Source organism: Microvirga arabica (assembly GCF_016811235.1).
GTDB classification, from domain to species: domain Bacteria; phylum Pseudomonadota; class Alphaproteobacteria; order Rhizobiales; family Beijerinckiaceae; genus Microvirga; species Microvirga arabica.
Map to the genome: position 1 here is coordinate 1 of NZ_JAFBID010000052.1, position 26684 is coordinate 26684.

Here is a 26684-nt window from a genome sequence, read left to right on the forward strand (position 1 = left end):
TGGGACACGATGCCGAAGGCCGGCAGGATCATGATGTACACTTCGGGGTGGCCGAAGAACCAGAACAGGTGCTGGTACAGGACCGGATCGCCACCGCCCGACGGATCGAAGAAGGTCGTGCCGAAGTTGCGGTCGGTGAGCAGCATCGTGATCGCGCCTGCGAGAACAGGCAGCGACAGGAGCAGCAGGAACGCGGTCACCAGCATGGACCAGGCAAACAGCGGCATCTTGTGCAGCGTCATGCCCGGAGCGCGCATGTTGAGGATCGTGGTGATGAAGTTGATCGCACCCAGGATCGAGGAGGCGCCCGAAAGATGAATGGCGAAGATTGCAAAATCGAAGGCGGGACCCGGATGGCCGACGGTTGAGAGCGGCGGATACGCGGTCCAGCCGCCGCCGAAGCCGGTTGAACCCGGAGCACCTTCCGTAAACAGGGACAGGATCATCAGGCCAAAGGCGGCCACGAGGAGCCAGAACGAGATGTTGTTCATCCGCGGGAAGGCCATGTCGGGCGCGCCGATCATGATCGGCACAAACCAGTTGCCGAAGCCGCCGATCAGGGTGGGCATCACAACAAAGAATATCATGATGAGACCGTGGCCCGTCACGAAGACGTTGTAGGCCTGCGGATTCGAGAAGTATTGGAGGCCCGGCTCCTGGAGCTCAAGGCGCATGCCGATGGAGAGCAGGCCGCCGATAATGCCGGCCGTGAAGCCGAAGATGAGGTAGAGCGTTCCGATGTCCTTGTGGTTCGTCGAGTAGAACCACCGGCGCCAGAACGTCGGGTGATCGCCATGTCCGCCAGCGTGCAGCATGCTCTGGCCAACTCTGTCATCCATACCTTCGGCCTCCAACCGAGCAAACGGTCGGGCAACGACCAAGTTCTGGCAAATGCATTTTCTTGCTGGATATCAGCAAAGGTTTTGCATGATGCTGCGCCAGACAAGCGAAGGCCTATGACCCGCACCGCAGGAAGATGAACTCCAAAGATCTTGATAATACAGAGCAAACAATTTCGTTTGCCTGCCTCCCGGCCTAGGGAGAGGATTGTTGCACCATCCTGCTGGATCGCTTCTTACCGGGATGAGTAGCACCGGCGGACCGGTTCAGTCGCACGAGACGATGGAGGATGATCATGAAGCCCGCCAGAACACCACCTTCTGCGGCCGTCTCCGCCGACAACACGCGCCAACAATGGCTGACCGTCAGCTTTCTTGCTGGCTCCCTGGCCCTGCTCGCCTGGTGCGCCATTGCACTCTAGGCAAGAGGCGGGATCACCAAAAACGGAGGGCTTGAACATGTGCCACTACAATCTGTTCCGCCATGCCGACCGCACGGAGCTTATCTGCGCGGTTCCGGAAGTCCGGCCCGTGCCTGCCTTCATCACGGGGCCGCCGTGGAGCTTCGTTGGGCGCGTGCGGGACTATGCCAGCGGCTCATCAGGCTTCGATCATCAGTCGGCTGAAATGAGCGTCCACTACAACGGTTTCTACCTGTTCCAGCTGATCAACGCGTCGGATCTCAAGTCCTGGGTCGCTCGGGACCGCAAGCCGCCATCCGACGAAGATGCTCCCATCGGCGGCAAGGATCAATCAGGGGAGACCCTGTCGCTCCGGATGCTTGCCGGCTGAAACGAGGCAGAGCGGGGACCTACTGCGGAAGCCCTGCGGTGCCAGGGCTCATCCACCGGGAGGCTTTGAAGGCACCGTGGTCTGGTAGGAGGCCAATATGGCTGGTCAGCTTTATCCCGAACCATCGCCCGAGCTGGCGCACAGGCGCCGGGAGCTCGCGCCTGACACGCAGGCGGCGTTCGACGCGTTCGGCCGCCAGGTGTTCGCCCACGGTGCTCTGGACACCAAGACGAAGCAGTTGATTGCCGTTGCCGTCGCACACGTCACCCAGTGCCCCTATTGCATCCAGGGGCACACCAAGGCCGCTCAGCGGGCCGGGGCCACAGCGCAGGAACTGATGGAGGCGGTCTGGGTGGCCGCCGAGATGCGGGCCGGCGGAGCCTTTGCTCACGCCAGCCTCATGATCGCTTCCTTGTCCGAAGATCGGTAGGCAATACGCAGTTCCGGTGCTCGAGCTCTTACCCGTGGGGATCATCTGCAGTCTCTGGGGGAGCAAACCGAAGAGGTGATCCGGTTGTGGCATTTGCCGCCGCTATGCAGCCGAGGTGCATGAACACGGGGAAGTGTTGGAAAAGTTGCGAGCCCGCCCCCAAAGGACGGATCACCCTCGTAATCTCCGCCCGGGACGAGATCAACGACGCCGCTGTCCTCCGAGACTTGATCTTGAACGGCTTGGTGGATCGAGAGGCAGTCAAAGTGCAATAAAATTGGTTTGAACCTGCAAATGAATTCGTTTGTCACGTACCCTGTCCGCACATACCCTCGTTCTTGTCGACCGATGGCGCCGATGACCGGCATACCTGCACAAGCCTCTCGTCAGCGCGCACCCAGAGGAGGCAGGGATGCTCACCGCCGCGGATGTCATGACAACTGCCGTCATCACGGTCAGGCCCGAAACGTCAATCCACGAAATCGCAAAGTTGCTCTGCGACCATCATATCAGCGGCGTTCCGGTGATTAATGACGAGGAGCGGCTGCTCGGCATTGTCAGCGAAGGCGACCTGATCGGGCATGCACAATTGGCGGGTGAACAGCGCCGATCCTGGTGGCAGACTTTCCTCAACGGCCCTGCGGTGCTGGCTCAGCACTATGCCAAATCACATGGTCGGACGGCCAGCGACATCATGACGAAAGAGGTGGTCACGGTCGTAGAGACCACGTCAGTCGCTGACACTGCCCGAACTCTGGAGCAGCACCAGATCAAGCGCGTGCCGGTGTTACGGGATGGGAGGCTCGTCGGCATTGTGACCAGAAGCAACCTGCTTCAGGTCCTGGCGACCGCCGATGTTTCGAGGCCGATGGATGTTGCCGACCGCATCATCCGGGAGCGGCTGACCGACGAACTCGAAGAGCAGTCCTGGGCCCAGCTCGCAGCGAAGAACATCGTCGTCGAGAATGGTGTCGTTCACCTGTTCGGCATTGTCCAATCTGAGGAGGAGCGACACGCCATCCGCCTCGCCGCGGAAAATCAGGCCGGGGTGAAGGCGGTGGAGGATCACCTCTCGATAGTGCCGGCCACCGCCTACGTCTTCTAAGCGGCTGAGGGTGGGAGATCACCCTGAAAGCGTTCGGCCCTGGTGGCTCGACCATTCAGCACAATCAGGCTTTCAGAACAAGATGGTGTAGACATGACACCGACCCAGGGTGAAACGGCGCTGGCACCGAACCTCAAAGCGGTTCTATACGGTATTGCGCTCACGGGATTTGCCAGGGCCTCTCTTGTGCTGGCCGTCTGCATCATCATGGATGCGTTCGGCAGCCAGGGTCTCGGACAGAGTCTGCGGACAGCGGTCCTCGCCTTCGGCCTGCTCGGGGGAGCCGCGCTTGGCCGCGGGTTGAGAGCGGAGCGGACCTCGGAATCCGATCAGGCAAGCCGTCTCTACGCCCTCGCCCTGGTGAACTACCTCATCTGCTATGCCGCGCTTCTGGCGGGTAGCTTGTTGAACGCCAGCAATGATTAAGGATCTTCAGCCTTGCATGGCACTCATCTCTTGACCTCATCCACCGACCAACGGCCCATCGTCCTCATCACCGGCGCAACCGGCAATCTGGGCCGCTCGCTGAGCAAGGTGTTCAGCCGCGACTATCGAACCGTGGGTCTCGACCGTGTGGCGGAAGGGGCTGACTTTCCAGTCATCCCCGTCGACTTCACGTCCGACGCATCAATGGAGTTGGCGTTCCGCAAATTCCGCGACACCTTCGGGTCACGCATTGCCAGCGTTGTCCACCTCGTCGCGTATTTCGATTTTACTGGTGACGATCACCCTCTCTATCAGTCCGTCACGGTCGAGGGCACCCGCCGCCTGCTGCGCGCCCTGCAAGAGTTCGAAGTCGAGCAGTTCGTCTATGCGAGCACGATGCTGGTGCATGCGCCTTGCCGTCCCGGCGAACGGATCGACGAACGGCAGCCGATTGATCCGCGCTGGGCTTATCCCAGGTCGAAGGCCGCAGCCGAAGAGGTGATCCGGGCCGAGCACAGGCAAATCCCCTATGTCATCCTGAGGCTGGCCGGCGTCTATGACGAGCATACGACCGTGCCCACGATGGCACAGCAGATCGCGAGCGTCTACGAGCGCAACTTCCAGAGCCACTTCTATTCCGGCAGCACGCTCGTCGGCCAAGCCATGCTCCACCGAGTGGACATGCTTGATGCTTTCCGCCGTACGGTGGACCGTCGCGACGCATTGCCGCCCCATGCCGAGATCCTGATCGGTGAGCCCGATGCTGTTGGATATGAGGCGCTCCAGGACGAGTTCGGCCGGCTCCTGCACGGCGAAGACAACTGGCCGACGCTCCGTTTGCCAAAGTTCGTGGCTGCTGCCGGGGTCTGGGCGCAGGATGAGCTGGAGCCTGTCATCCCTGACCTGGTCGATGGAGGCGAGGAGCCGTTCATCAAGCCTTTCATGGTTGCCATGGCCGATGACCACTACGCCCTCGACGTCGGACGGGCCCGCAAGCTCCTTGGATGGGAGCCCCGGCACCGGCTCAGGGACGAACTGCCTCGGCTCGCAGCAGCCCTCAAGGCGGACCCAGCCGGATGGTACAAGGCGAACGGGGTCACACCCCCGGCCTGGCTGAGCGACGCGGCTGATCTGGGGAGAAACCCGGACGAGTTAAGCGCCCGACACACGGCGAAGATCAAGTCCGAGCACCGCGCCAACCTCTGGGCGCACTTTGCCAATATGGGTCTTGGCACCTGGCTCACCACCCAGCCGGTGCTGATCGACGTCCCGGAGCCACTCCTGCGCTGGAGCGAAATCGTCCTGGGCTGTGCCCTCATGATGTTTGCGACGGTGGCCCTGTCCTGGCGGGCGCAGTGGGCCCGTTGGATCTGCGCGGGCATTGGTGCAGCCGTGATGGCGATTCCCTTCCTGTTCTCGACACAAAGTGCCGCCGCCTACCTTTCCGACACGCTTGTCGGCTTCCTGATCTTCGGCTTTGCCGTTTGCACGAAGCCCGAGCCCGGCTCCTCGGCGGTCGCCGCGCTTACCGGGCCAGTCGTGCCGCCGGGCTGGAGCTACAACCCGTCCAGTTGGGTACAGCGTCTGCCGATCATCATCCTAGCGCTCGTCGGCCTCTACGTTTCCCGCTACCTGGCGGCCTACCAGCTCGGTCACATCCCCGATGTCTGGGATCCCTTCTTCTCCGGTTCGCCTTCCGATCCCCAGAACGGAACGGAGGAGATCATCACCTCGCCGGTCTCGACGGCATGGCCGGTGTCCGATGCCGCGCTGGGCGGCTACACCTACCTGCTGGAGATCCTCACCGGGCTGGTCGGCTCGCGATGCCGCTGGCGCACCATGCCCTGGCTGGTGATCCTCTTCGGCCTGATGATCGCGCCTCTGGGTGTCGTCTCGATTGTGTTCATCATTATCCAGCCGATCGTCATCGGGACCTGGAGCATCATCGCCCTGATCGGCGCCGCCGCGATCCTGGTGCAGATTCCCTATTCCCTCGATGAGATGATCGCGACGTTCCAGTTCATGCGCCGCCGGATCAAGAGGGGGCGGAACGCGCTCCGCGTGTTCCTCCTGGGCGACACCGACGACATGCAGGAGGCACAGGACACGGATTCGACTGCCGATGAGTTCGATAGATCAGCTGGCGCCGTGATCAAGGACATGGTGAGCGGAGGCGTCAGCCTGCCATGGAACATCGCCCTTTCGGGACTGATCGGTTTGTCCCTGCTGTTCACGGGCATCACGCTCGGAGCAGAAGGCAGCATGGCGAACTCCGATCATCTGATCGGCTCGCTTGTCCTGACGGTGATCTCGCTTGCTGCGGCTGAAGTCGCAAGGCCGCTGCGCTTTCTGAATATCCCGCTTGGGCTCGCGCTGTTTGCCACCCCGTTCATCTACGGGGCGGGCATGCCTGCGACTGTCGCCAGCGTCGCCTGCGGCGCCGCCCTTGTGGCACTCAGCATCCGCCGTGGCCCAATCCGGGAGAGGTACGGCTCCTGGAGCCGGTTGGTGGTGTAGCGAAATGACCGGCCCCGCAGCGCGGTTGCTTCTGCCGGGAACCTTTCGGGTCAGCCTCCATCCAATGGGGACGCGCAGATCACAGACAGGTCTGGCGTGCCACCGGAGGATGCCATGAGAACTGTTGTCGCCGCATTTGCCCTAGTTGCCGCCTTCAGCCTGCCAGCCCTGGCTGCCGATCAGGTCGAAAAGGCCCCGCCGACAGGCGCCTACAAGAAGGTGAGCGAGCTCGTGAAGCTGCCGGACTTCCTGCCGGGGCTGGGTCAGCTCTATGTCGATCCCAAGACCCTGCCGGCCGGTCCGTTCCTGGCCTACGACCGCGAGGGTCGTCTGGTCAGCACCGTCTATATGCTGCCTGTCGAGGATCTCTCGAACAAGGATAAGCGCTTCGACGATCTCGCCGCCCCTGGTGGCAAGGTCGATCACGTGGACGTCTACTTCAACGCAGGGCACCCTGGCGTCGAGAAGCCTCATGCCCATGTCGTCCTGTGGCACGTACCCAAGGCCGACGAGCAACGGGTTGCGGCAAAGTGATGATCTCGCGCAGACACGTCTTGCAGACTGGCGGGGCTCTCCTCGCCGGTCTGGCATGGCCCCGGCACCCACACGCTGCTGAGGCGGTCGAGATCCGGATGCAGGGCAATGCGGATGGCTCGCATGTCTGGTTCGATCCGCTCGGCCTGCGCATCGAGCCCGGGCAGACGATCCGCTGGATCAACCTGGACCCCGGCAACTCGCACACGGCCACGGCCTACCACCCGAAAAACTTCGAGCGCCCGCTCCGCATCCCTGAAGGGGCCAAGCCCTGGAACTCGGACTACCTGCTCCCGAACGAAAGCTTTGCGGTCACGCTCACGGTGGAAGGCGTCTACGACTTCTACTGCGTCCCGCACGAGCATGCCGGTATGGTCGGCCGGATCATCGTCGGTCAGCCCGGCACTTCACCGATAATCAGCTCATCCTCGCAACCGGCCGGCTCGGAGCCTCTTCCCGAAAGCGCGCTCCGGGCGTTCCCGCCTGTCGAAGAGATCATGCGCCGAGGCATCGTCAGGCCTGCATAGAGACCGGTTGCGCCAGCGGCGGGAACCTTCTTGGGCTCCCGCCCATCCAATGATCAGCCACCGGGGCCCTGCCGGATATCGATGAGGGCGACATGATCCGCTCGGTTGCCTACTCGAAGGCGGTTCTCGCCGGCATGGCGGGCGCCATCGCCTGGGAGATCGTTGCCCGGCTGCTGATCTGGGCTGGCGTGCCCTTCTTCGACCTTGTCATGACCCTCGGAACCTTGGCGCTCCCTCATGCGCCGGCATGGGAGGCCTGGCTGGCCGGCATGCTGCTGCACCTGATGGTCGGCGCAATCTGGGCTGTCTTCTATGCCTACTTCTTCTGGTCCGTCTTGCCGCTGCGCCCTGTCCTCCAGGGCCTGGCGTTCGCCTTCGTGCCCATGCCGCTGGCGATCTTCATCATGCATCCGCAGTTCGACCTGATGCACCCGCTCGTCCTGGGCGGCCAGCTGTCTTCCTCGGGCCTGTTCGGGTTGAGCGGCGGCGCGCACGAACCGCTGTCCATCGCGGTCGGCCACCTGATCTGGGGCAGTGTGCTGGGCCTGCTCTACACCCGGCCTGTCGGCTATCAGGCAAACCGGCCCCCACGCCTGACTCGTCAGCCCATTGGATCACATCCTTCCTCCAATGTGGCTCCCGGTCCGGTCGAGCACAGGTTCATGTTCGCAACCGGCATCGAGTGCAGTTACCCCACCCTCGAGGGCGGGCGATGGCGCATGGATCAGATGGCCGCCTGCGGTCACTACCGCCACTGGACCACCGACCTTCGGCTCGTGCGGGACCTCGGCCTTCGCTACCTGCGCTATGGGCCTCCCCTACACCTCATCCATCGCGGACCCGGCCAATATGATTGGGCTTTTCTGGATGAGGTTGCTGCCGAGATGCAGCGGCTCGGCATCGTGCCGATCATGGACCTGTGCCACTTCGGCCTGCCGGACTGGCTGCGGAACTTCCAGAACCCGGAGGTGCCGCAGGCGCTCGCCGACTATGCCCGGGCGTTTGCCCTCCGCTATCCATGGGTGCAGTTCTACACGCCCGTGAACGAGATGTATGTCTGCGCCAAGCTCAGCGCGCTCGAAGGCTTGTGGAACGAGCAGCGCCGGGACGAACGCTCCTTCGTCACGGCCGTTCGTCACCTCGCCAAGGCCAACGTGCTGATGATGCAGGCGATTGCGTCCGAGCGCCCGGACGCCGTGTTCGTCAACAGCGAGAGCGGCGAGTTCTACCAGCCCTGCTGCCCTGATCCCGAGGTCCGCCGCATCGCCGCCTTCGAGAACGAGCGGCGCTTCCTGCCGCTTGATCTCCTGTACGCCCGCCCCGTGCACGAGGACATGCGGGCCTACCTCTACCAGCACGGCATGCCACCCGAGGAATACGCATGGTTCATGCAGCAGAACGTGCGCAGCCGCTCGATCCTCGGGGTAGACTACTACGAGTGGAACGAGAAGCTCATCGACAGCAATGGCCATGCACAGACGCTGGGTGAGCTGTTTGGCTGGTACGCCATTGCCGGCCAATACTACCAGCGCTACCAGCGGCCGATGATGCACACCGAGACCAACCGCATGGATGCGCGCGAAGCACCGCGCTGGCTCTGGCGGCAGTGGCACAACGTGCAGCTGATCCGTCAAACCGGCGTACCGGTGGTGGGCTTCACCTGGTACTCTCTCACCGATCAGGTTGACTGGGACATCGCCCAGCGGGATCCGCTCGGCAATGTCAATCCAGTTGGCCTGTTCGACCTCAACCGGGATCCGCGGACGGTCGGCCTTGCCTATCAGCATCTCGTGCGCCTCTTCGCTTCTGATCTCAGCGAGGCAGCGTCCATTGAGGCGGTGCTGGAAGAAGCGTCGAGGATCACGGCACGGGATGCGAGGAGGCTTCATGCTTAGGATGCTACACGCCCACGGCCTCGATGCTGGCCCAGCCCAACGGCCGCTTCTCGCAGGAGCCCTGGCAGGCGTGCTGGCGGCGGTTCCGGCGTTGGCGGTTCTTGCCGGGTTCCAGTCCCTCGACGAACCCGCCCGGGCAACCAGCACGTCCGTCTTGATTGCCGGGTTCGCCTATGTCGGCCTGATGCTGTTCGGTGGGATCCTCTACGGCTGGCTGTTCCAGCGGGCAGCCAATGACCCACGGGGCGGCTGGCTCTTCGGAATGGCGTTCGGCTTCGTCCTCTGGATGCTTGGCCCCATCCCGCTGCTGCAATGGATGCCGGACGAACCGATCCTGCGCGGTTATCCTGCTGTCGGTCTGTTGCTGGCCCAGTTGCTCTGGGGCCTTGCTCTGGGGTTAGTGTTCCCACCCATCCACCGCCGGCTCCACGTGAGCCTGGACAGACAATCGGGCTCTGACACAGAGATCACCGGCCCGGAAGCGGCCGCCCGGACGCAGATGATTCGGCGGCTCCCGCCATCCGGGCGCCCGTCGCACTGAAAAAGCCTGCCCTTCCCATCGTTGGTCCAGTCCGGGAACCTTTGTCCGGATGTCCCATCTAATAAGCAGCAACAGGAGCTTGGCCATGCAGACGGCAACGGTCACGGCAACAGGGTTGGACGGGCTCGATGATGGGGCGCTGGTGGAGCGGGCCCGCAGCCGGGACGGCGCTGCGGTCCAGCTCATCATGCAGCGGCACAACCGTCGGCTCTTCCGTGCCGCCCGCGGCGTCCTCAATGATGATGCGGAGGCTGAAGACGTAGTGCAGGAGACCTACGTTCGTGCCTTCACCCACCTGGACGGCTTCCGCGGCGAGGCGCAGCTCTCGACTTGGCTCACACGCATTGCGCTGAACGAGGCGCTGGGCCGGCTGCGACGGCGGCGCCTCACGGTCGCCTTGAAGGACATCGATGCCATCGACGATCAGGGAGAGGCTCGCGTGATCTATCTGCCGTCGGCGCGCCAGGATAGTGACCCGGAGGCGGCTGCCGCCCAAGCCGAGGTGCGCCGCCTGCTCGAACGCGCCGTGGACCAGTTGCCGGAGCACTTCCGTGTGGTCTTCATGCTGCGCGACGTCGAGGAGATGAGCGTCGAGGAGACCGCGTCTCACCTGGGACTGCGGCCAGAGACGGTGAAGACACGGCTTCACCGCGCCAGACGTCTTCTGCGCCAGTCCCTCGACAGGACGCTCTCCGCCGCCGTGAACGACGTGTTCCCGTGCGCAGGTGCCCGCTGTGCCAGGATCACAGACGCCGTGCTGAAGCGGCTCGGCTTGCCTGAGCACGTGGAAGAATGACGGTGCTGCAGCCCACAGTGCCACGGACATCACCGTGTCCGAACTTTCCGGTGAGTGAGGAATGGAGGACATCATGCGAGCCGAAAATACCGTACGGACCCAAAATCCCCAAAGCACGGCACAGGTCGCCGGACACCCGCTGCATCCGATGCTGATCCCCTTCCCAATCGCTTTCCTGGTGGCCACCCTTGTGTGTGACTTGCTGTTCTGGAACACGGGCAATACGGCCTGGAGCACAGCCTCGCTGTATCTCCTGGGCGCCGCCCTCGTCATGGCGGCCCTTGCGGCCCTTGCCGGCCTGACCGACTTTCTCGGGGACAGGCGCATTCGCAGTCTGTCGGCGGCATGGCACCACATGGTCGGCAACGTGATCGTGGTGCTCCTCTCCTTGTGGAACTGGTACCGTCGCTACGAGGCTGGGGACGCTGCCGTGCTGCCGACAGGTCTCCTCATCTCCCTCGTCGTGGTTCTCCTCCTGCTCTACACCGGATGGCGCGGATGGGAGATGGTCTACCGCCACCGGGTTGCTGTCTCGAACCAGGGAGCCTGATCCGTGGCTTCACCGCGCCGTGCTGCCGGCCGGCGGCGGCACGGGATGGCCTGTCACGTCGCGTACACTGAGAAGGCTGTAGTTTGCCACTGTTACGTTCAGTAGAGCAATGAAAGTGGTCTCAGAGAGCAAGATAATTCATTTGCTAAGCATGCCCTTATCTACCAACCTCGACGCAACGGGTTAGCGCACGGCGCAGCCACCGGAATGTCTCAAAGGGCGGGCACGTGGGAGAGACTTGCCCATGATCATCCCGGCCATGCAAGGCTCCGAAAAGGACATCGCAATCTGGTGTGGCAAGAGGGCTGCGGACAGACGGTTGAAACCGTGCACGCCGGTGCAGCCCAGGATCGCCAGCATGGGAGAGCAAGGCCGTGGACGACGAGCAACTGCACCTTCTGCATGAGGCCCTCGACTGGGCGCTGATCACGCTTCATTCCGCCCGATCTGAATATCAAAGGCTTTCTCTCTCCGACGATCCCGGCGTGATGATAGAGAGCAGAGCGCTCATGGCTGCCAGGCGCAACTTGTACATCGCCATGCAAACAGTTGGGGAGATCAAACGGAAGATACGCAGAAGAAATCTGGAGTTGAGCAATCGCTCGCAGCCAATGGGGACTCACAGTGTCTTTCTGCACTGACGCCGGGAGCATCACGACGCGTTCGGCGGAAGAGGTCTTTGAGGATCACCTGAGGCTCAGAGTGGCAGGGAGCCTTGAGGAGGACCTCCGCCGCAACTACGCCGAGGACGTCGTCCTGCTCACCGTGAACTCCAATGCCCGCGGACACGACGCGATCCGGATGTCGGCGCGGCGGCTCCGGGAACAGCTCCCCGATGCCCGCTACGAGTTCCTGGCCAAGCGGGTCAACGGCCCGTACGTGCTGCTCATCTGGCGAGGCTGGTCGTCGCGCTTCAACGCGACGGAAGGAGCGGACAGCTTTGTCATCCGGGACGGCAGGATCCGGTTCCAGTCGATCCACTACAGACTGGAGGATCCAAGCGCGCCAGGCCCATCCGCCTCCTGAACGGGAAGACGCCCGAGGTGGCATTTTGCCCGACCCGCTCCAGATGACTTGGACAGCAAAGGAGGCCCGAATGGGCATGTCCCGGCTTGTGGCTGACGCCATTCTCTCCGCGGCTGCCGACGCCGTGGTGGCGACGGACCACGACGGGATCATCCGCGTGTGGAACCCTGGTGCCGAGCGGATCTTCGGCCATCGCGCCGACGAGGCCCTGGGGCAGTCGCTCGATCTAATCATCCCGGAGCGGCTCCGCCCGCGCCACTGGGAAGGCTTCCACCGCGTCATGGCAACCGGTGAGAGCCACTACGGCGCAGGCGACCTCCTCTCGGTACCGGGCCTTCGCAAAGATGGTCAGCGGATCTCGCTGGAGTTCACCATCGTGCCGCTCAAGGACGAGCAAGGTCAGATGCAAGGCCTCGCTGCCGTGATGCGCGACGTGACCAGCCGCTTCGAGGAGATCAGAGGTCTGAAGCAGAAGCTGGCGGAGGCATCCGCTCCCCCGAGCCCTCACTGAAACCACATGGCAAACCCGTTCTACACCATCGGGCACTCCACCCGACCCATTCCGGAGTTCGTGGATCTCCTGCGCGAGGCGAACGTCCGCCTTGTGGTGGATGTCCGAACGGTTCCACGCTCCCGGACGAACCCGCAGTTCAACCGCGACGCCCTGCCCGACAGCCTCGCGGCCTACCAGATCGGGTACGAGCACATTGCCGAGCTTGGCGGGCTGCGCGGCAGGCAGCACCAGGCCGAGCCATCCCCCAACAGCTTCTGGGAGAACACGAGCTTCCGGAACTATGCCGACTACGCCCTGACGGGCCGGTTTCGCGAGGGGCTCGACCGCCTGACCGACCTCGGTGGCCGGAGCGTCACGGCGATCATGTGCGCTGAGGCGGTGTGGTGGCGGTGCCACCGCCGGATTATCGCCGACTACCTGCTCGCCTCCAACCGTGCGGTGTTCCACATCCTCGGACCTGGCAAGATCGGGCCGGCGTCGATGACTCCCGCAGCCCGGTTGACAAACGATGGGATCGTCTACGCGGAACTGCCGGAGCCGGACCCTTCAGGTTTCGCCTGAGCAGCGTCCCGCCACATCTGGTAGAGATCGCCCTCAGCATCAGGGCGGAGGGGCAGATGAGTGGCCTTGAGCGACTGGTGTGCCGGCGGCTTTGCCAGTTCGGCATAAATGGCCGCCGTCGAAAGACCATACGGCTCGCCGTCCTCGTTGGAGTAGGCGTACGTCACTTCGCGGATGCCCGTGAGATACATGGCCGAAAGGCACATCGGACAGGGATGACCGCTGGCGTAGATCACACAGCCATCGAGGCGCGAGCTTCCAAGCGCCCGGCTTGCGGCGCGGATCGCCTGGAGTTCGGCATGGGTGGTCGGATCTTGGGTTGTGTGGATCTCGTTGACGCCCGTGGCGATGATGGCGCCGTTCTTGACAAGGACCGCCCCAAAGGGGCGCCCGCCTCTGCGAACGTTGTCGCGCGCCAGATCGATGGCTTCGCAAAGAAAGCGCTCAGCGGTGGTCATGTCGCCCCTCCCGTTGTTGAACCAGCAGACAGCGGAGGCGGCCGCAACCGCCCCTGTTGGATTCCCGGCGACCCCATCCTACCTCAAGGGGAAGCATGGCACATAGCTGGAGGTGTTCATGAACCCAACCGGATCCCACTGGACCTATGAAGCCGTCCAAACCCTGATTGCCCTGGTCAGGGAGGGCGCGCCCGCTTCGGTGATCAGCCTCAAGCTGAAGCGCCCGATCACCGAGGTCCGGGCCAAGATCAACGACCTGGGGCTGACCGCCCCTGTGGAAGCCTGACCGGGGCCAGCGCGGCCCGGACTGGAACGTCGAGCATCGCCTTCTCGCTTGGCGTGAGATGCCGGACCGCGCCTCTCGGCAGATCCCCCAACCGCACGCCGCCCACCTCGATGCGCACGAGGCGGAGCACGTGTGCCCCGACGGCGCTGAGCAGGCGCCGGATCTGGCGGTTCCTGCCCTCGCTCAGGACCACTTCGAGCCAAGCGGTGCGCGTGCCGGCACGGAGCAGGCTTGCCGACTTTGCAACGAGGCGTTCGCCGTCGAGCACCATGCCTGCCTGGAGACGTGCCAGCATGCTCTCGTCCGGCATTTTGTCGATCTGGACGTGGTAGACCTTCTCGACGTTCGACGCGGGATCCAGCACGCGCTGCGCCCAGCGTGTGTCGTTCGTCATAAGCAGCAGGCCTTCGCTCGCCTTGTCCAGCCGACCCACGGGCGCAACGAACGGGAGGTCGAGCCCTTCCAGGCAGTCGTAGACCGTGGCCCGCTCCTCCGGGTCGTCGCGGGTCGTGACCAGGCCACGCGGCTTGTTGAGCATCAGGTACACCTTGCGCTCGGCCGCGACCGGTTGGCCGTCAACGGTGATGCGGGCACGTCCCGGATCGACACGGGCCGTCACGTTGCGGACAACCCGGCCGTCGACGCACACGCGTCCCTCCGTGATCAGGACCTCGGCTTGCGTCCGGGAGCAGAACCCGAGCTTCGACAGGGCGCGCGGCAGGCTGACCACGGCACCGTTTTGACGCCGCGGCCCACTCGCGCCCCGTAATCGGGGCGGTGGTTTCATGATGGTGTCGTTCCCGGCGTCAGCTCGTGAAGAACTGCTGCGTGCCGTGCGCCTCGATGGCACCCGCAAGCCGCGAGAGCGCATGCACGTAGGCGGCACTACGCAAGGTAATACCCTTGTCCCGGGCGAGAGCCCAGATGGCGTCCCCTTCCCGCTCCATCATCGACTTCAGCCGCGCATGCACGTCCTCGACGGGCCAGTAGAAGCCCTGCCGGTTCTGCACCCATTCGAAGTACGAGACGGTGACACCGCCCGCGTTTGCCAGAATGTCTGGCAGAACGACGATGTTCTTGGCGGCCAGGATTGCGTCGGCTTCGGGCGTGACCGGGCCATTGGCGAGTTCGAGGACGACACGGGCCTTCACGCCGGCGGCGTTGCCCTCGTGGATCATGTCCTCCAAGGCAGCCGGAACGAGCAGTTCGCAATCAACCGAGACGATCTCGTCGGCAGGAAGAGCGGAGATGCCGTGCGTTCCGGCAAGGCTCGCGACCGATCCCTGCTTCTTGGTGGCCATCAACTTCTCGATATCGAGCCCGGATGGGCAATGGATCGCACCCTTGGAGTCCGAGACCGCCACGATGCTGTACCCGTCGCCGGCAAGCAGCCGCGCGATGTGCTGGCCGGCATTGCCGAAGCCCTGGATCGCCACCCTTGCTCCCGGCTCCAGCCCAAGCTGCCGGGCCAAGCGCTGCACAAGATAGTAGCCGCCGCGGGCGGTCGCGTCGTCACGCCCGAGGGAGCCGCCAAGCGCGATGGGCTTGCCGGTGATCACCGCCGGCGTCGCCTCGCCCACGATGGAAGCGTACTCGTCGGCCATCCAGCCCATGATCATCGAATTGGTGTAGACGTCCGGCGCCGGGATGTCCCGGTCAGGCCCGATGATCTTGGAGAAGGCCTGAACGTAGGCGCGCGAAAGGCGCTCCAGTTCGGCTTTCGAGAGGGTGTGGGGATCGACCTGCACGGCGCCCTTGCCGCCGCCATACGGCAGGTTCATCACTGCGCACTTGAAGGTCATCCAGAAAGCGAGCGTCTCCACCTCCTCCATGGTCGAGGCCATGTGGAAGCGGATGCCACCCTTGGTCGGGCCGCGGGTGTCGTCATAGCGGCAGCGCCAGGCCATGAAGGATTTGCGCGAGCCGTCGTCCATGCGGATCATCAGGCGGACCTTCGTGGTCTCGCGCGGGTACTTCAACTTTTCGAGAACGTCCGCGTCGAGGTCGAGGTGCCGGGCTGCTTCATCAAGGCGTGTCAGGGCCTGGTCCAGCATGGAGGCTGCATGCAATTGATCTTACTCCTGTGTCGGTGATGCAGATAAGGTAGGTAGCCGTCAGAAAGCCTTAATGGCGACTTCCGCTGCGGAGTGCAACATCTCGGGGAAGACTGCGTTGATCCGGAACATGCGCATCCGGCCACTGTCCTAGCAGGGTCCGTACCCCTTCCCGCAAGCGCCTGCGTCGCCCGCAGGCTTGCATTCGCAGGTAATGGGGCTATCTTGTAAGTGTCATGATTAAGCTCGTGAAAAATCTTTGCTTTTTGGCGCACGCGGGCTGCCTCAAAGCAGGCAGGTAAGCCCCAGGAGCCGGTTGACCCGCCGTGGTTGCCAAAGCTCTGGGGCATGAACTCTCTGTCTCATCATCATTGAGCCGCTGCATGTGCCACCCGGCATGTGTCGGTCTCTTATGGCTGCCAGTCACCCTGCAGGAGGGCGTTCGCCCTCAGTAGGACAACCGGCTTGAGGAGGTTTTCCATGAACGCGCAGCACGATCTTCCCCCGATCATCCTCGCGGCCAACGACTACAACCGCCTGCTGTTCACCGCGATGATCCGGCAGAAGCACAGCCGCCGGACACCTGACTTCCTGCTCACCGAACTGCGTCGGGCAGAGGTTTGTCACCCGGCGGCACTGCCGGAGGATGTCGTCTCCACAAACTGCCGCGTGATCTATCGCATCGACGACGAGCCGAAATCGCGTGCGCATCTGCTCGTTCATCCCGACGAGCTGATCTGGCCTGGTGCCGAAGTCTCAGTCGCAACGCCGCTCGGTACCGCTCTTCTCGGCCTGCGGGTCGGTGATCGCATGCCGTTCCAGGACGACGATGGCCAGACCCACGAGGTATTCGTGGAGGGCATCGGCCTCCGGTTCCTGGACGACGGTCCGCTTGTAACCCGCAATCCTGGCGGCATCACGTGGGCTTGAGGCAAATGGAGGACATCATGATCAAACAAGAGAATCTTCCACCTGTGACGATCTCGGCGGGCGATTACGACCGTCTCGCGTTTCTCGCATCGTTCGGCTTGAACTTCCAGCAGGACCGCCCCGCAGCGGCGATGCTGGCCAACGAGTTGATCCGGGCGACAATCCTGACGCCCGGTGACATTCCACCATCGGTGGCCACGATGCACTCGCGGCTCGAATTCCGCGATGACGTCACCTGGGATGTCCGATGCGCCACACTGGTCTATCCCGACGAAGACGATGGCGAGCCGGATCGGGTCTCGGTGCTGTCGCCGGAAGGCGCAGCGCTGATCGGCCTTGGCGAGGGCCAGTCGATCACATGGCGAACCCCGAAGGGATGGCGCAGCCTGACGCTCCTGCACGTCCTCTACCAGCCGCGTGGACGCTTCGTTGAGCCATGGAGGGAACTGTCATGATGGACCAGGAGCTTGCTTCCGTCGTGCTCATCCTGGCTTGCTACCTGATCTACCGGGTAGCCATTCACTCAGGAATCCAACACCCTCGTGACGAACGCAAGGTTCGAAAGTGAATGTTCGGCGGTCGACCCGGAACCACGTCACAATCGGCGGCAGGACGGCTCCAGATGACCTGGGCCGTCAGCTCTCGGAACAGTGGCTGACGTTCACGGCTAACGGGTGACGGCGGCTTGCATCATCGCACGCTGAGGCAGGAGGATCAGGTGAACAGAGCGTGTTCGGGCAGTCTGCCCAACAGGAGCATGATCGGAGCCCAGCGGGAGCCAGTGCCTCGCTGCCTTCGTGCCCCGGAGCCGGCGATGGAACGGCTGATGCGCTCGGTGGTCTGGGGGCTCCTGCTGCTCGGAACAGTTGCGGGCCTTTGCGAATACTGGCTCCACTGAGCGGACGCAAAGCCTGATGCACGGAATTAAACGCTGCGGCTGTCCTCGGCTCTCGGGGAAGTTGGGGACGCCGGCTCCATAGGTTCTGCATGAGTACGCCGCGTTCGCCACCAGGCACGGGCGGCTGCCTTGAGATCATGCCAGTTGAGAAAGAACGGCCAGTTCAACCGGGGTTCGTCGTCGCTGCCGAGGTGCAGACCTACCACCCTCGGCAGTCCTGATCCGTCGATCTCTCGCACGATCAGATCGATGCCGCCGAGGCCGACCCTGTCGCCGATCTCAACATGGCCGGCCAGTCTGCGCCGGATGAACTCGCCGACAGACATGTCCGGATCGCGCGGCAGCGGCATGTCATAGCTCCGCGCGACAAGCCCAATGGGCTGCTGCGGATCAAGTGTGAACTGCCCGAAGAACAACGGGTCCTCGGGCGGGATAGGAACTGGGCTCGCAAACAGCCGGTCGAGCAGCGGCATAAGGCGCGGGGCCGCGAAGATGCAGACATAATCTCCGGACTGAATCCGCCCCGCATCGTGAAGGCGCATGGAGTTACCCTCCCTGATGATCAGCGAGGGACGTGCCCACCGGGGTAGGCGCTGGCCCTGGGCGACCGGGCTATCCGGAACAATGTGGTAAACCGCCAGCTCGTGCCGCGCCGTGCCCGGCAGCTCCAACTGGATCTTCTCCAGCGGCCCGAGGGCGGGCGGAACCACGACGCCGAGGCGACTGGCCACAGGCCTAAGGGACCACCCCTGCAGGGCCAAGGACGTCAGCACTACGAGAAACGTGACGTTGAAGAAGGTCTGCCCGTTCGGAAGCCCTCCGATGATCGGCAGAAGGGCCAGCAGGATCGACACCGCCCCGCGCAGGCCCACCCAGCCGATGAAGGCGATCTCCTGCTGACGGAGGCGGAAGGGCAGAAGGCACAGCCACACCGCCACCGGACGGGCAAAGAACATCAGGACGACGGCAATGCCGATCCCCGGCACCACGGCTTGCGGGAACTGCGACGGGGTCGCGAAGAGGCCCAGCAGCAGGAACATGACGATCTGGCAGAGCCAGGTGAGTCCGTCCATGAACCGCCGCAGCGAGGCCATGCCCCGTGCGGGCGCGTTGCCGGCGATCAGACCGGCGACGTAAACGGCGAGAAAGCCGCTGCCGCCCACCAGCCCGGTGGCCGCAAACGTCAGAAGGGCAGCCCCGATGGTGACCACCGCATAGAGGCCTGCCTCCAGGTTGAGCTTGTTGATCCCTGCGGCCATAACGAGGCCGCCGCCGACGCCAAGCGCCAATCCAAGGCCCATCTGCTCGCCCACCTGCCAAGCGAACTCCCATGACAGCCCAGCCGCGCCCTTGCTCGCCACCAATAAGTCGACCAGGGCCGTCGTGAGCAGGATGGCGATGGGATCGTTCGAGCTCGACTCCACCTCGAGGATCGACCGGACGCGGTCCCGAATGGTGACGCCGCCGACACGTAGAAGGAAGAACACCGCGGCAGCGTCGGTCGAGCCGATGATCGAGCCGAGCAGGAAGCCTTCAAGGTATGAGAGACCGAACAGGAAATGGGCCGCAACGCCGACAAGGGCGGCCGTGGCGACGACACCCACCGTCGCTAGAAGGAGCGCGGGAGCCGCGGCGCTGCGCAGGGACTTGAATCGTGTGTTGAAGCCGCTGTCGAACAGGATGACGGCAAGCGCCAAGCTCCCGATGAAGTATGCTACCGAGGCGTCGCTGAATTGGAGACCACCCGGGCCGTCCTCGCCGGCCAGGAGGCCGATGACAAGGAAGACGAGGAGCAAGGGCGCGCCAATCCGGAAGGCGACGAGGCTGGTGACCGCGGAGATCACGATCAGCCCAGCCCCGACCAGGATCGCCAGAAACATCGCATCGAACATGGGGGCCGGACCTCTCGTTCCTATCGGGAGAACCCGACATCAGGCCGGGCAGTGGCGACAAAACGATGGCGCGTCAGGCGTCTTGCGTTGTTAAGCGCAGAATGGCATCGAGGACGCCATCCAGGCTCGGGGATGCGGCCACCACTACTTGTCGGAAACCGGCTGGCCGGAGCGCCTCCGCCACCTTGCGGCTGATCGCGACGGCCGTCATGCGGCCGCAGGCATCCACGATTCCGGCTGCGATGACCAGGCTGCAGAACACGGCCGCCGTACGGGCCGACAGAAACATGGCGGCATCGAACCCGTCGTGGCCGATCTCTCGCATGACCCCTGCGTTCATGCGCTCGACCGCGACCGCGCGGTAAACGACCACCCGGTCAACCGTGAAACCGGCGGGCGCGAGGCCCGTTCCGAGGTCGAGGCTGACGTCGAAGCCGCTGAGGTGGAGCAGCCGCCCCGCCTGCGGATCGGCGTGCTGCCGGACGTGGGCGATGAGACTCACTGCGGTTCCGCCCGCGGCATCGACGTCCGAGAAGCCAGCAGCTTGGAGCGGCGCAGCTGTGGCCGGCCCGACCGCAAAGACGGGAAGATCCCGACGAACACCGGGCATCCGGAGCAATTCCCGCGAGGCGTTGGCGGACGTGACCAGGAGCGCTGCTCTGCCCGTAAGGACGCTGGGATCCCAAGGGGCTGGAACGATCCTCAGCAGCGGTTCGCCAAGCCACTCGACGCCATGGGCTGAGAGAACAGCCCCAAGCTCCTCGGATTGCCCCGCTGGGCGCGTGAGCAGAATCCGCATCAGGTCCACCGGGTGCCCGTGCCATCCGGCGGCGCGGTCCCGAAGGGCACGAAGGCTCCGGTCACCCGCGGCCCGACCGCTTCGACCTCGACACAGGCATCTGAGGCCAGGGCTGAACCGATCACGGGTATCCGGTGGCCGGCACGCAGCCCAAGAAGGGACAACCCGACCGGGCTCAGAACCGACAGTTCGGCCGGCGGCCACATGTGGTCGTCCGGGTGGATCAGCATGCGTTTGTCCGGCGTGTCTTGACCGCCCATCCGGTATGTCACGAACGTGTCCAGCGTCACGACATCGGCCGGGAGCTCGTCCGCAGTGCACACGGTCGCCCGGTGCAGTTCCTGCAGGAGCGGTGCAGCGAGCGGATGGCATTGCTCGGCCAGTTCCCGTGCCGTCCGCATCAGGCGGCTGTAGTCCCGGGCTGGCACAGTGATCGGGGGAAGTTTCAGGAAGTCATTCATGACGGGCCTCCTTCGTCAGCCAGCTCGAATTCTGGGTATCGAGGTTCAGTTCACTCGCCAGGCGTCCGTCCGCGGGAAGCGGGCAGCCTGGCGGAAGGATGGCCGTTGCCGCGATCTCCACGATGGCGGCCGGCTCGACCAGTCCCGTGACCTCCACCAGCACCATCGCCGGATAATGGCGGCCCATGATCTCGCGGTAGACCAGACCGAGTTCCCGGAGCATGGCCCGGTAGTGATCGATGTCGAGCACGTACCAGGTCATCTGGGCGATATGTTCAGGCGCCCCGCCTGCCTCAGCAAGGACTGTCCGGAGATTCCGCAAAGCCTGACGGGCCTGAGGAACAAGCCCGACGGTCGTTACCCTTCCCGCATTGTCGGTGGCGATCTGCCCCCCAATGAACACGAAGGTGCCCGTGCCGGCCATTGCATGCGAATAGCCGCGTGGACTCGGCCACTTGGGCGGATTGATCTCGCGCAGCGGGGTCGTCATAGGCGGTGGAACGATAGTCATGGTGTCCTCCTGTATGGCTCCGCAGCAAGGGCGGAGCCATGATGATCTGAAACGAAGGCTGGTGAGGGTCCCCGGGGCGGTGCCAGATCGGCAGCCGTCCGCGGGGCTCAAGTTCCTGTTTGCAGGAACTCCACCGGCATCGGATCGTCGCTCCGGAAGGACGGCTCGAACGAGGGAGCAAGGGTGAACGCCGCCCGGTGCACCTCCGGCGTGTAGTAGAGCGTCTGGCCTTCCAGCGGGCCGAAGCGCTCGCGAAGGACCTTGCAGGGTGGACGCAATGCATCGCGGGATTCACCGGCCGCGACGAGCGCCAGCATGCCGCCGGCATAAGTCGGGACCGGTGCCAGGTAGGGCCGCACTCCGGCAAAGGAGCCAGCTAACCGTCCGCACACGTCCTCCAGTTCTTTCGGCTGGAAGAACGGAGCACCACTCTGGACCGCAATCATCCCACCGGGACGAAGGCGGGCCCGGCACGCCCTGTAGAACGCGGCCGTAAACAACGGCTCCCCTGGTCCGATCGGGTCCGTCGAGTCGATGATGATGACGTCAAACTTCTCCCGGGTTTCCGCGATATAGTGTGTTCCGTCCATCACCAGCACGTTGGCTCGCGGGTCGGCAAAAGCCCCATCCGAGACCTTGGGCAGGTAACGCCGCGACAGGTCGATGACCTCGCCGTCGAGTTCGACCAGCGTGGCCCGCTCAACGGGATGCTTCAGCACCTCCCTCAGGGTGCCGCCGTCGCCACCGCCGATGATGAGCACGTTCCGTGCGGAACCATGCGCCACCAATGGAACGTGGGCGATCATCTCGTGATAGATGTGGTTATCACGCTCCGTCAGCTGCACGACGCCGTCGAGCACCAGCACCTTGCCGAAGATCGCGTTCTCAAAGATCAGCACGTCCTGGAACTCGGTCCGCCAGTGGTAATGCACCTTCTCGATGGAAAGCGTCTGGGCGTAATGATCATAAAGTTTTTCCTGAAACCACGTCATAGGATCACCCCCCGCTTGTGCTCGGCGAGCGTCACCATCCCGGGCAGGAACACGCCCTTGAGGACCTCGATGGCCCTATGGGGCTGCGCGTTCCCACACATGAACACATCGACCGCCGCGTACGAGATTTCGGGCCAAGTGTGAATCGAGATGTGGCTCTCCGCCAGGATCGCCACGCCGGAGATGCCGCCATTCGGAGAGAAGTTGTGGAGGTCGACGTTCAACAACGTCGCGCCGGCTCGATCAGCAGCATCCCGCAACGCCTGCTCGACGACAGGCAGGTCATCCAGATTGGATGCATGCCAGAGGTCAACGATCAGGTGCGTTCCGGCAAAAAGTAGCCCATCGCGCTGGATAAAATGGTCGAGACGGCCGTCATCGGCCGCTTGGTGCGTTGAGGGCAGGATCGCGAGAGGTGTGGCCCGATCAGCATGACGCGAGCGGCCCTCAAAACCGTGCGCCGGCGGGCGCAGGTCAGGGGTGGCAATCACGCTGAGGCGGTTGGTCTTTTCCATTCAGTTCTCCGCTGGCAGGAATTCTGCCGGTTACAAGGCAAGGGTGGACCACGCGACCGGGGGCCGCGTGGAGCATCGTTCGTGTGGCGTGCACGGGGCATGTGCGTTTAAGCGGGCTGGGGCTCCGCAGCGGCTGGTTCGCGGACCTGCAATACTGTCAGACGCTTCGTGTCCCCGGTGCGGGTGGTCCAATCGATCGACTTGCCGACGGGCAATCCGATCAGCGCCGTGCCGATTGGGGTGAGGACCGAAATGCGTCCCTTCGAGATGTCGGCCTCGTTCGGGTAGACGAGGGTCACCGTCTGCACCCGCCCGGTTACGTCGTCGCGGAAATCCACCTCGCAGCCCATGCAAACCGTATCGACGGGATGGCGGCCTGCAGCAAGGATATGTGCACGGTCGAGTTCTTCGCTCAGTTCGGCTGCGACCTCGGGCATGGTGTGCGCGGCCGCGTTGGCGAGTACCGAGAGCTTCTCGTAATCTTTTGCTGTCAAGGTGATGCGGGGCTTGGCCCCACCGCTGGTTCTCTTCGTCATGTTCGGTCTCCTGTTCTATTGTGGATGCTCGTGCAGGTTACGCTGCACTTGGTCCTGGATCGTCATCGTCATCCGGCATTGGCGGCTCGGGGCTCCGCTCCGGCTCACTGCGTCGCCGCGGAATGAACCGGACAATCTTGCCATCCGGCTGCTCCGTGTCGTGGCCTCCAGGATTAGTTGGTGGATCGTTCGGTGACTGCTGCACGGCACGGCCTCCTCTGCTTTCAGCGTGCTTCTGGGCAAGTGCTGACCTGAGCGTCCTCGCCAGAAATTCTGCCGTGGGACGCTCAGACTCCGGACGCGCTCCATCGATCCGCAGCCTGCTGTGTCGGTCTGCTGGATATGCGGCGTCGTTCTCCGCCATGCGGAGGATGCGTTTGAAGATGTTGATAAGCATACCGCGGTACCGGTTGCGTCAGCAGCCGGCCTCACAAGATCTCTGAAGGTTTAGATATCCTGGAGCGCCCCGAGCTCGGGGCGCGCACGCGCGTTGAGCTCGGGGCTACTTGCCCGCGATGAGGTTGCCTGCCCGGTGCAGACCGCGACGATATTGTGCGATGCTCAACATAATACGTTAAAGGTGGTGCACATTGCCTCGTTTGTCAAATCGTAGGCCTGTGGTGTGGCGGAATGTCCGGACCCGGGCTCATCGGGCTCACGCCAGGCGTCGCTCGTCAGCAGTGTGTAAAGAGCCTCGGCGTCATCGGCTGATCTGAGGCATTCAGCCACCTCGGGATCCCGCAAACGCCGCACCACGCAGGCCAGCGCCCGCAGATGCGTTGGGTCGTCGCCTTCAGGGCTCAGGAGAAGAAATGCCAGATCCGACGGGATTCCATCGGCCGCGCCAAAGTCCTGGGCTGGTCGAAGGCGGGCGAAAACGCCCAACGGGTGCTCGAGGCCGGAAAGCATGGCGTGCGGGATCGCAACCCCCCGCCCGAACCCGAACGTTGAGTGCTCGCCACGAGCGACAACCGCCTGTTGGACCGTGCAACGATCGAGACAAACCTCCCCAGCCGCAACGTGGCTCAAATGGCCGATGCCATGCTTTGTGTCGCAGGTTCGCAGTCTTGGAATAATGCGTTCTCGTGTGATCAGAGACGCCATCGTGATAGGTGCCACCGCCAATGCCGGCCCAAAACCTCAGGCCGCCTCATGCTTTCGAGAAAACAGGATTCAGATGCGATGACCCGGACGGCTCCTGGAGGCCGTCACGGGCTTTAAGTGCCAGTTTGGAGGAGGCCTCCTCGGTAGAGCAATCGCTGCAAGATGGTCCGTGCGTTCATGACATGACACCAACGCGATCTTGGAAGGTAAGTTCAAGCTGGTGCTGATGGCTATCCTTAAGAGCTTCCTGAAAAGACGGATCGAGGCTTGGATAAGCCTGCTTTCTTGAATCGCTGTCGTTGCAGCCTATGTTGAGGCTACGATGTCGAGGCTCGCGAACCCTTTCCATTCGATCGTTAGAACGGCCCGCCTCCCCTCAGGCTCCTGAGCCCGGGTGCCAGGCACGCGTCCTGCGCTCGGGGTCTCGTCCGTCGTCAACCCTACGCCAAGCCAAGCGTCAGACAGCCCGCTGAGGTCTATCTGGCTGCCAATCCCTTTCGGCGGGAGATCCGCCTGAAGACGATCATCAATTTGAGGAGAAGAAAGTGTCTTTGTCAGAAGCGTCCGTCATCATTTCCACGGCCGATCATGCCCGGCTTCGACGGATTGCCTCGGCTGGCATGCGGATTCGAAGGGTGCCGCCATCGGCGCGGTGGCTGGAGGCTGAACTCGACCGGGCAAAGGTTGTCAGTCCCGCAAACCTCCCGGAAAACGTCATCTCCATGCATTCGATCTTTGATTTCCAGGACGGGATCACCGACCAGGTCCGACGGGCCACCCTCGTCTACCCCGGCGAAGAAGATCAGGAGGTCGGCAGGATTTCCGTGTTGTCGCCTCTCGGCTCTGCCCTGATCGGCCTGGCGGAAGGGCAGTCGATGCAATGGCGCGGGGCAACCGGCGAACGGTGGACGCTGCGGGTCATCCAGGTGATCCGTCACCCTGAAGCACGCCAGAAGGATGTCTCGGCCCAGCCCTGACCAGGCTCCATCGCCACCTTGGATTGCTCGCCTGAACAGCAGGGCCGGAGTTAACTCCGGCCCTTCCTCGTTGTTACGCAGTGGCTCCTGCCAGGACTTCCTCGCGTACGGCACCGTCGAGACGACGCTTCCTCCGTCTAAGTTGCACCGCAACCTTTTCAAGCGCGAGGTCGAAGGCTCGATAGCAGTCGGGCGCTGACGCCTCACCGATCATCATCCGAAAGTTGCCGACTTGGATATTGATCGTACAGCAATACGATTGACCCTCGCGACGGAAGCCGACGGCTCCGTGCTTCAGCTCCTGGAAGTACGTCTCAGTCGTCGTGAGCAGCCTCTCTTGAACATGTTGAGGCAGCGCCTCTCCAAGGTCGATCTGAAACCCGTTGATCCGGATTGGGGAGCTGAGACTGTTGCTCATCATTGGTATGGTCCTTTCGATTGATTACGATTCTGGAATTCGGGTGACCGGCCGCTCACGGCCCTGCCCGTTGCCGGTCGGTGGCGTCCAGCTCTCTGCGATGTGCTCACCGCACCTGGGGTCGATCCCGTAGGCACACCAGGGACATCGCACGGCAGCCCGCGGCAGATTGCGTTTGCAAGTTTTGCACACAGTTCGGCGGTCATGACGATGCATGATGGACTTCCTCGATGTTGGGCTGCGACAAGGAATTACCGGTGCTGTTCCGGCCTAAACGCGTGTGTCGCTGCGACATAGGCCGCCAGGATCAGCGAAAGCGATGCGGAAAGCCCCAACACGCTCACCGACGCTGCGAAACCGAGCGTCTCGCCGAGTGTCTCCCAGAACACGAGTTGTGCGATCGTCAGCGTGACGATCGTTGCAAAAATGAGAATTGACATGACTTCACCAGCCAGCCGCTCCGACGAGCGTGCTGTTCCTGACGGCTTGCTTGTGTTTGCAAGAGAATTCGTCCGCGGGCGGATCAGCCCGCCGTGCAACTGCAAGAGCTAATCGATGGACGAATTCAGGTTTCGAGCACTCATCCCCGGACTCGACGTGACGTCCGGGGCTCAGGCTCCCGTCTTCAGGCGGCCTGCACGCAAAGTAGAAATGGTGCGGAATGTGTTCATGACACAACTAAGGTCGGCTACAGAGTCGCCAATGTCAAGTTGAACGACTGCGTCGGAAAGCATCATTTGACAAAACAGCCGATCGGCCTAAGTTGATCCTATCATGATGTGGCTCTTAGCATATGTCCG

34 protein-coding genes are annotated in these 26684 nt (G+C 63.3%); 20 read left to right on the forward strand and 14 right to left on the reverse strand.

The genetic code is table 11. From position 1 onward, the window contains the following. The coding region (locus JQC81_RS21465; protein WP_246520568.1) for a cbb3-type cytochrome c oxidase subunit I at positions 1-839 on the reverse strand (839 nt) is incomplete at its 3' end. Positions 840-1135: 296 nt separating this feature from the next. Between JQC81_RS21465 and JQC81_RS33950 the strand changes: the two genes are divergently transcribed. The 16 genes from JQC81_RS33950 (at position 1136) to JQC81_RS21540 (ending at position 13053) form a co-directional block, all read left to right on the forward strand. Continuing rightward, the gene (locus JQC81_RS33950) at positions 1136-1261 is read left to right on the forward strand and encodes a hypothetical protein (RefSeq protein ID WP_281400359.1); all 126 of its coding nucleotides are present in this window, start codon (positions 1136-1138) and stop codon (positions 1259-1261) included. 37 nt (positions 1262-1298) lie between these two features. After that, positions 1299-1631 (forward strand): hypothetical protein, encoded by a 333-nt coding sequence (locus JQC81_RS21470; RefSeq protein WP_203273801.1) that lies wholly within the window; start codon positions 1299-1301, stop codon positions 1629-1631. 97 nt (positions 1632-1728) lie between these two features. Then, positions 1729-2061: a carboxymuconolactone decarboxylase family protein gene (locus JQC81_RS21475; protein ID WP_203273802.1), complete on the forward strand. Its 333-nt coding sequence runs from the start codon at positions 1729-1731 to the stop codon at positions 2059-2061. A 412-nt stretch (positions 2062-2473) separates the two neighbouring features. Continuing rightward, complete coding sequence (locus JQC81_RS21480) at positions 2474-3166, forward strand: CBS domain-containing protein (RefSeq protein WP_203273803.1); 693 nt, start codon at positions 2474-2476, stop codon at positions 3164-3166. Between the two features lie 93 nt (positions 3167-3259). Next, entirely contained in the window at positions 3260-3592 is a 333-nt protein-coding gene (locus JQC81_RS21485; protein WP_203273804.1) for a hypothetical protein, read from the forward strand. Positions 3593-3622: 30 nt separating this feature from the next. Further along, positions 3623-6109: a vitamin K epoxide reductase family protein gene (locus JQC81_RS21490; protein ID WP_203273805.1), complete on the forward strand. Its 2487-nt coding sequence runs from the start codon at positions 3623-3625 to the stop codon at positions 6107-6109. A gap of 114 nt (positions 6110-6223) precedes the next feature. Beyond that, positions 6224-6643, forward strand: coding sequence for a DUF5602 domain-containing protein (locus JQC81_RS21495; protein ID WP_203273806.1), 420 nt, complete (start codon positions 6224-6226; stop codon positions 6641-6643). Continuing rightward, positions 6643-7170: a plastocyanin/azurin family copper-binding protein gene (locus JQC81_RS21500; protein ID WP_203273807.1), complete on the forward strand. Its 528-nt coding sequence runs from the start codon at positions 6643-6645 to the stop codon at positions 7168-7170. Before JQC81_RS21495 ends, JQC81_RS21500 begins: the two co-directional genes overlap by 1 nt. 92 nt (positions 7171-7262) lie before the next feature. Further along, positions 7263-9065 (forward strand): family 1 glycosylhydrolase, encoded by a 1803-nt coding sequence (locus tag JQC81_RS21505; protein ID WP_246520569.1) that lies wholly within the window; start codon positions 7263-7265, stop codon positions 9063-9065. Continuing rightward, positions 9058-9606, forward strand: coding sequence for a hypothetical protein (locus JQC81_RS21510; protein ID WP_203273808.1), 549 nt, complete (start codon positions 9058-9060; stop codon positions 9604-9606). The genes JQC81_RS21505 and JQC81_RS21510 overlap by 8 nt, the downstream gene beginning before the upstream one ends. A gap of 85 nt (positions 9607-9691) precedes the next feature. Continuing rightward, a complete protein-coding gene (locus JQC81_RS21515; protein ID WP_203273809.1) occupies positions 9692-10402 on the forward strand; it encodes an RNA polymerase sigma factor in 711 nt (236 codons plus the stop codon). 73 nt (positions 10403-10475) lie between these two features. Then, positions 10476-10952 (forward strand): DUF2231 domain-containing protein, encoded by a 477-nt coding sequence (locus tag JQC81_RS21520; protein ID WP_203273810.1) that lies wholly within the window; start codon positions 10476-10478, stop codon positions 10950-10952. Positions 10953-11326: 374 nt separating this feature from the next. Beyond that, positions 11327-11593: a hypothetical protein gene (locus JQC81_RS21525; RefSeq protein WP_203273811.1), complete on the forward strand. Its 267-nt coding sequence runs from the start codon at positions 11327-11329 to the stop codon at positions 11591-11593. After that, positions 11577-11978, forward strand: coding sequence for a nuclear transport factor 2 family protein (locus JQC81_RS21530; RefSeq protein ID WP_203273812.1), 402 nt, complete (start codon positions 11577-11579; stop codon positions 11976-11978). The genes JQC81_RS21525 and JQC81_RS21530 overlap by 17 nt, the downstream gene beginning before the upstream one ends. A 70-nt stretch (positions 11979-12048) precedes the next feature. Next, complete coding sequence (locus tag JQC81_RS21535) at positions 12049-12489, forward strand: PAS domain-containing protein (RefSeq protein ID WP_203273814.1); 441 nt, start codon at positions 12049-12051, stop codon at positions 12487-12489. Positions 12490-12495: 6 nt separating this feature from the next. Next, positions 12496-13053 (forward strand): DUF488 domain-containing protein, encoded by a 558-nt coding sequence (locus tag JQC81_RS21540; RefSeq protein WP_203273815.1) that lies wholly within the window; start codon positions 12496-12498, stop codon positions 13051-13053. Here the strand turns inward: JQC81_RS21540 and JQC81_RS21545 are convergent. Further along, on the reverse strand, positions 13011-13511 hold the full coding sequence (locus JQC81_RS21545) for a nucleoside deaminase (RefSeq protein WP_203273816.1): 501 nt from the start codon (positions 13509-13511) through the stop codon (positions 13011-13013). The genes JQC81_RS21540 and JQC81_RS21545 overlap by 43 nt on opposite strands. Before the next feature lie 118 nt (positions 13512-13629). Between JQC81_RS21545 and JQC81_RS21550 the strand changes: the two genes are divergently transcribed. Further along, positions 13630-13797 (forward strand): hypothetical protein, encoded by a 168-nt coding sequence (locus JQC81_RS21550; RefSeq protein ID WP_203273817.1) that lies wholly within the window; start codon positions 13630-13632, stop codon positions 13795-13797. Here the strand turns inward: JQC81_RS21550 and JQC81_RS21555 are convergent. Further along, complete coding sequence (locus tag JQC81_RS21555) at positions 13760-14584, reverse strand: pseudouridine synthase (RefSeq protein ID WP_203273818.1); 825 nt, start codon at positions 14582-14584, stop codon at positions 13760-13762. The genes JQC81_RS21550 and JQC81_RS21555 overlap by 38 nt on opposite strands. Positions 14585-14603: 19 nt before the next feature. Further along, positions 14604-15851: a Glu/Leu/Phe/Val family dehydrogenase gene (locus tag JQC81_RS21560; protein WP_376772433.1), complete on the reverse strand. Its 1248-nt coding sequence runs from the start codon at positions 15849-15851 to the stop codon at positions 14604-14606. Positions 15852-16331: 480 nt separating this feature from the next. Between JQC81_RS21560 and JQC81_RS21565 the strand changes: the two genes are divergently transcribed. Further along, positions 16332-16781, forward strand: coding sequence for a GreA/GreB family elongation factor (locus JQC81_RS21565; protein ID WP_203273821.1), 450 nt, complete (start codon positions 16332-16334; stop codon positions 16779-16781). 17 nt (positions 16782-16798) lie between these two features. Further along, a complete protein-coding gene (locus JQC81_RS21570) occupies positions 16799-17236 on the forward strand; it encodes a GreA/GreB family elongation factor (protein WP_203273823.1) in 438 nt (145 codons plus the stop codon). Positions 17237-17705: 469 nt separating this feature from the next. On the opposite strand, the gene JQC81_RS21575 is transcribed toward JQC81_RS21570, so the two are convergent. The 8 genes from JQC81_RS21575 to JQC81_RS34430 all read right to left on the reverse strand — a co-directional run bounded on the left by JQC81_RS21575 (position 17706) and on the right by JQC81_RS34430 (position 24489). Continuing rightward, a complete protein-coding gene (locus JQC81_RS21575; protein ID WP_203273825.1) occupies positions 17706-19571 on the reverse strand; it encodes a potassium/proton antiporter in 1866 nt (621 codons plus the stop codon). Positions 19572-19644: 73 nt separating this feature from the next. Further along, positions 19645-20370 (reverse strand): uroporphyrinogen-III synthase, encoded by a 726-nt coding sequence (locus JQC81_RS21580; RefSeq protein ID WP_203273826.1) that lies wholly within the window; start codon positions 20368-20370, stop codon positions 19645-19647. Further along, complete coding sequence (locus JQC81_RS21585) at positions 20370-20831, reverse strand: GreA/GreB family elongation factor (RefSeq protein ID WP_203273827.1); 462 nt, start codon at positions 20829-20831, stop codon at positions 20370-20372. The genes JQC81_RS21580 and JQC81_RS21585 overlap by 1 nt, the downstream gene beginning before the upstream one ends. Then, entirely contained in the window at positions 20824-21342 is a 519-nt protein-coding gene (locus tag JQC81_RS21590) for a RidA family protein (RefSeq protein WP_203273829.1), read from the reverse strand. The genes JQC81_RS21585 and JQC81_RS21590 overlap by 8 nt, the downstream gene beginning before the upstream one ends. A gap of 107 nt (positions 21343-21449) precedes the next feature. Then, a complete protein-coding gene (speE, locus tag JQC81_RS21595; protein ID WP_203273830.1) occupies positions 21450-22334 on the reverse strand; it encodes a polyamine aminopropyltransferase in 885 nt (294 codons plus the stop codon). Next, positions 22331-22849: an adenosylmethionine decarboxylase gene (speD, locus tag JQC81_RS21600; RefSeq protein ID WP_203273832.1), complete on the reverse strand. Its 519-nt coding sequence runs from the start codon at positions 22847-22849 to the stop codon at positions 22331-22333. The genes speE and speD overlap by 4 nt, the downstream gene beginning before the upstream one ends. A 107-nt stretch (positions 22850-22956) precedes the next feature. Beyond that, entirely contained in the window at positions 22957-23385 is a 429-nt protein-coding gene (gene rnk, locus JQC81_RS21605; protein ID WP_203273833.1) for a nucleoside diphosphate kinase regulator, read from the reverse strand. Between the two features lie 561 nt (positions 23386-23946). After that, positions 23947-24489: a PTS sugar transporter subunit IIA gene (locus JQC81_RS34430; protein WP_376772432.1), complete on the reverse strand. Its 543-nt coding sequence runs from the start codon at positions 24487-24489 to the stop codon at positions 23947-23949. Between the two features lie 545 nt (positions 24490-25034). Here JQC81_RS34430 and rnk (JQC81_RS21615) point away from each other — a divergent pair. Continuing rightward, positions 25035-25466, forward strand: coding sequence for a nucleoside diphosphate kinase regulator (gene rnk / locus JQC81_RS21615; protein ID WP_203273836.1), 432 nt, complete (start codon positions 25035-25037; stop codon positions 25464-25466). Between the two features lie 73 nt (positions 25467-25539). On the opposite strand, the gene hpf is transcribed toward rnk (JQC81_RS21615), so the two are convergent. After that, positions 25540-25887 carry a ribosome hibernation-promoting factor, HPF/YfiA family gene (gene hpf, locus JQC81_RS21620; RefSeq protein ID WP_203273837.1) on the reverse strand — a complete coding sequence of 116 codons (348 nt, stop codon included), beginning with the start codon at positions 25885-25887 and terminating at the stop codon, positions 25540-25542. 248 nt (positions 25888-26135) lie between these two features. Continuing rightward, positions 26136-26324 (reverse strand): hypothetical protein, encoded by a 189-nt coding sequence (locus JQC81_RS21625; protein ID WP_203273838.1) that lies wholly within the window; start codon positions 26322-26324, stop codon positions 26136-26138. Positions 26325-26684 lie beyond the last annotated feature (360 nt).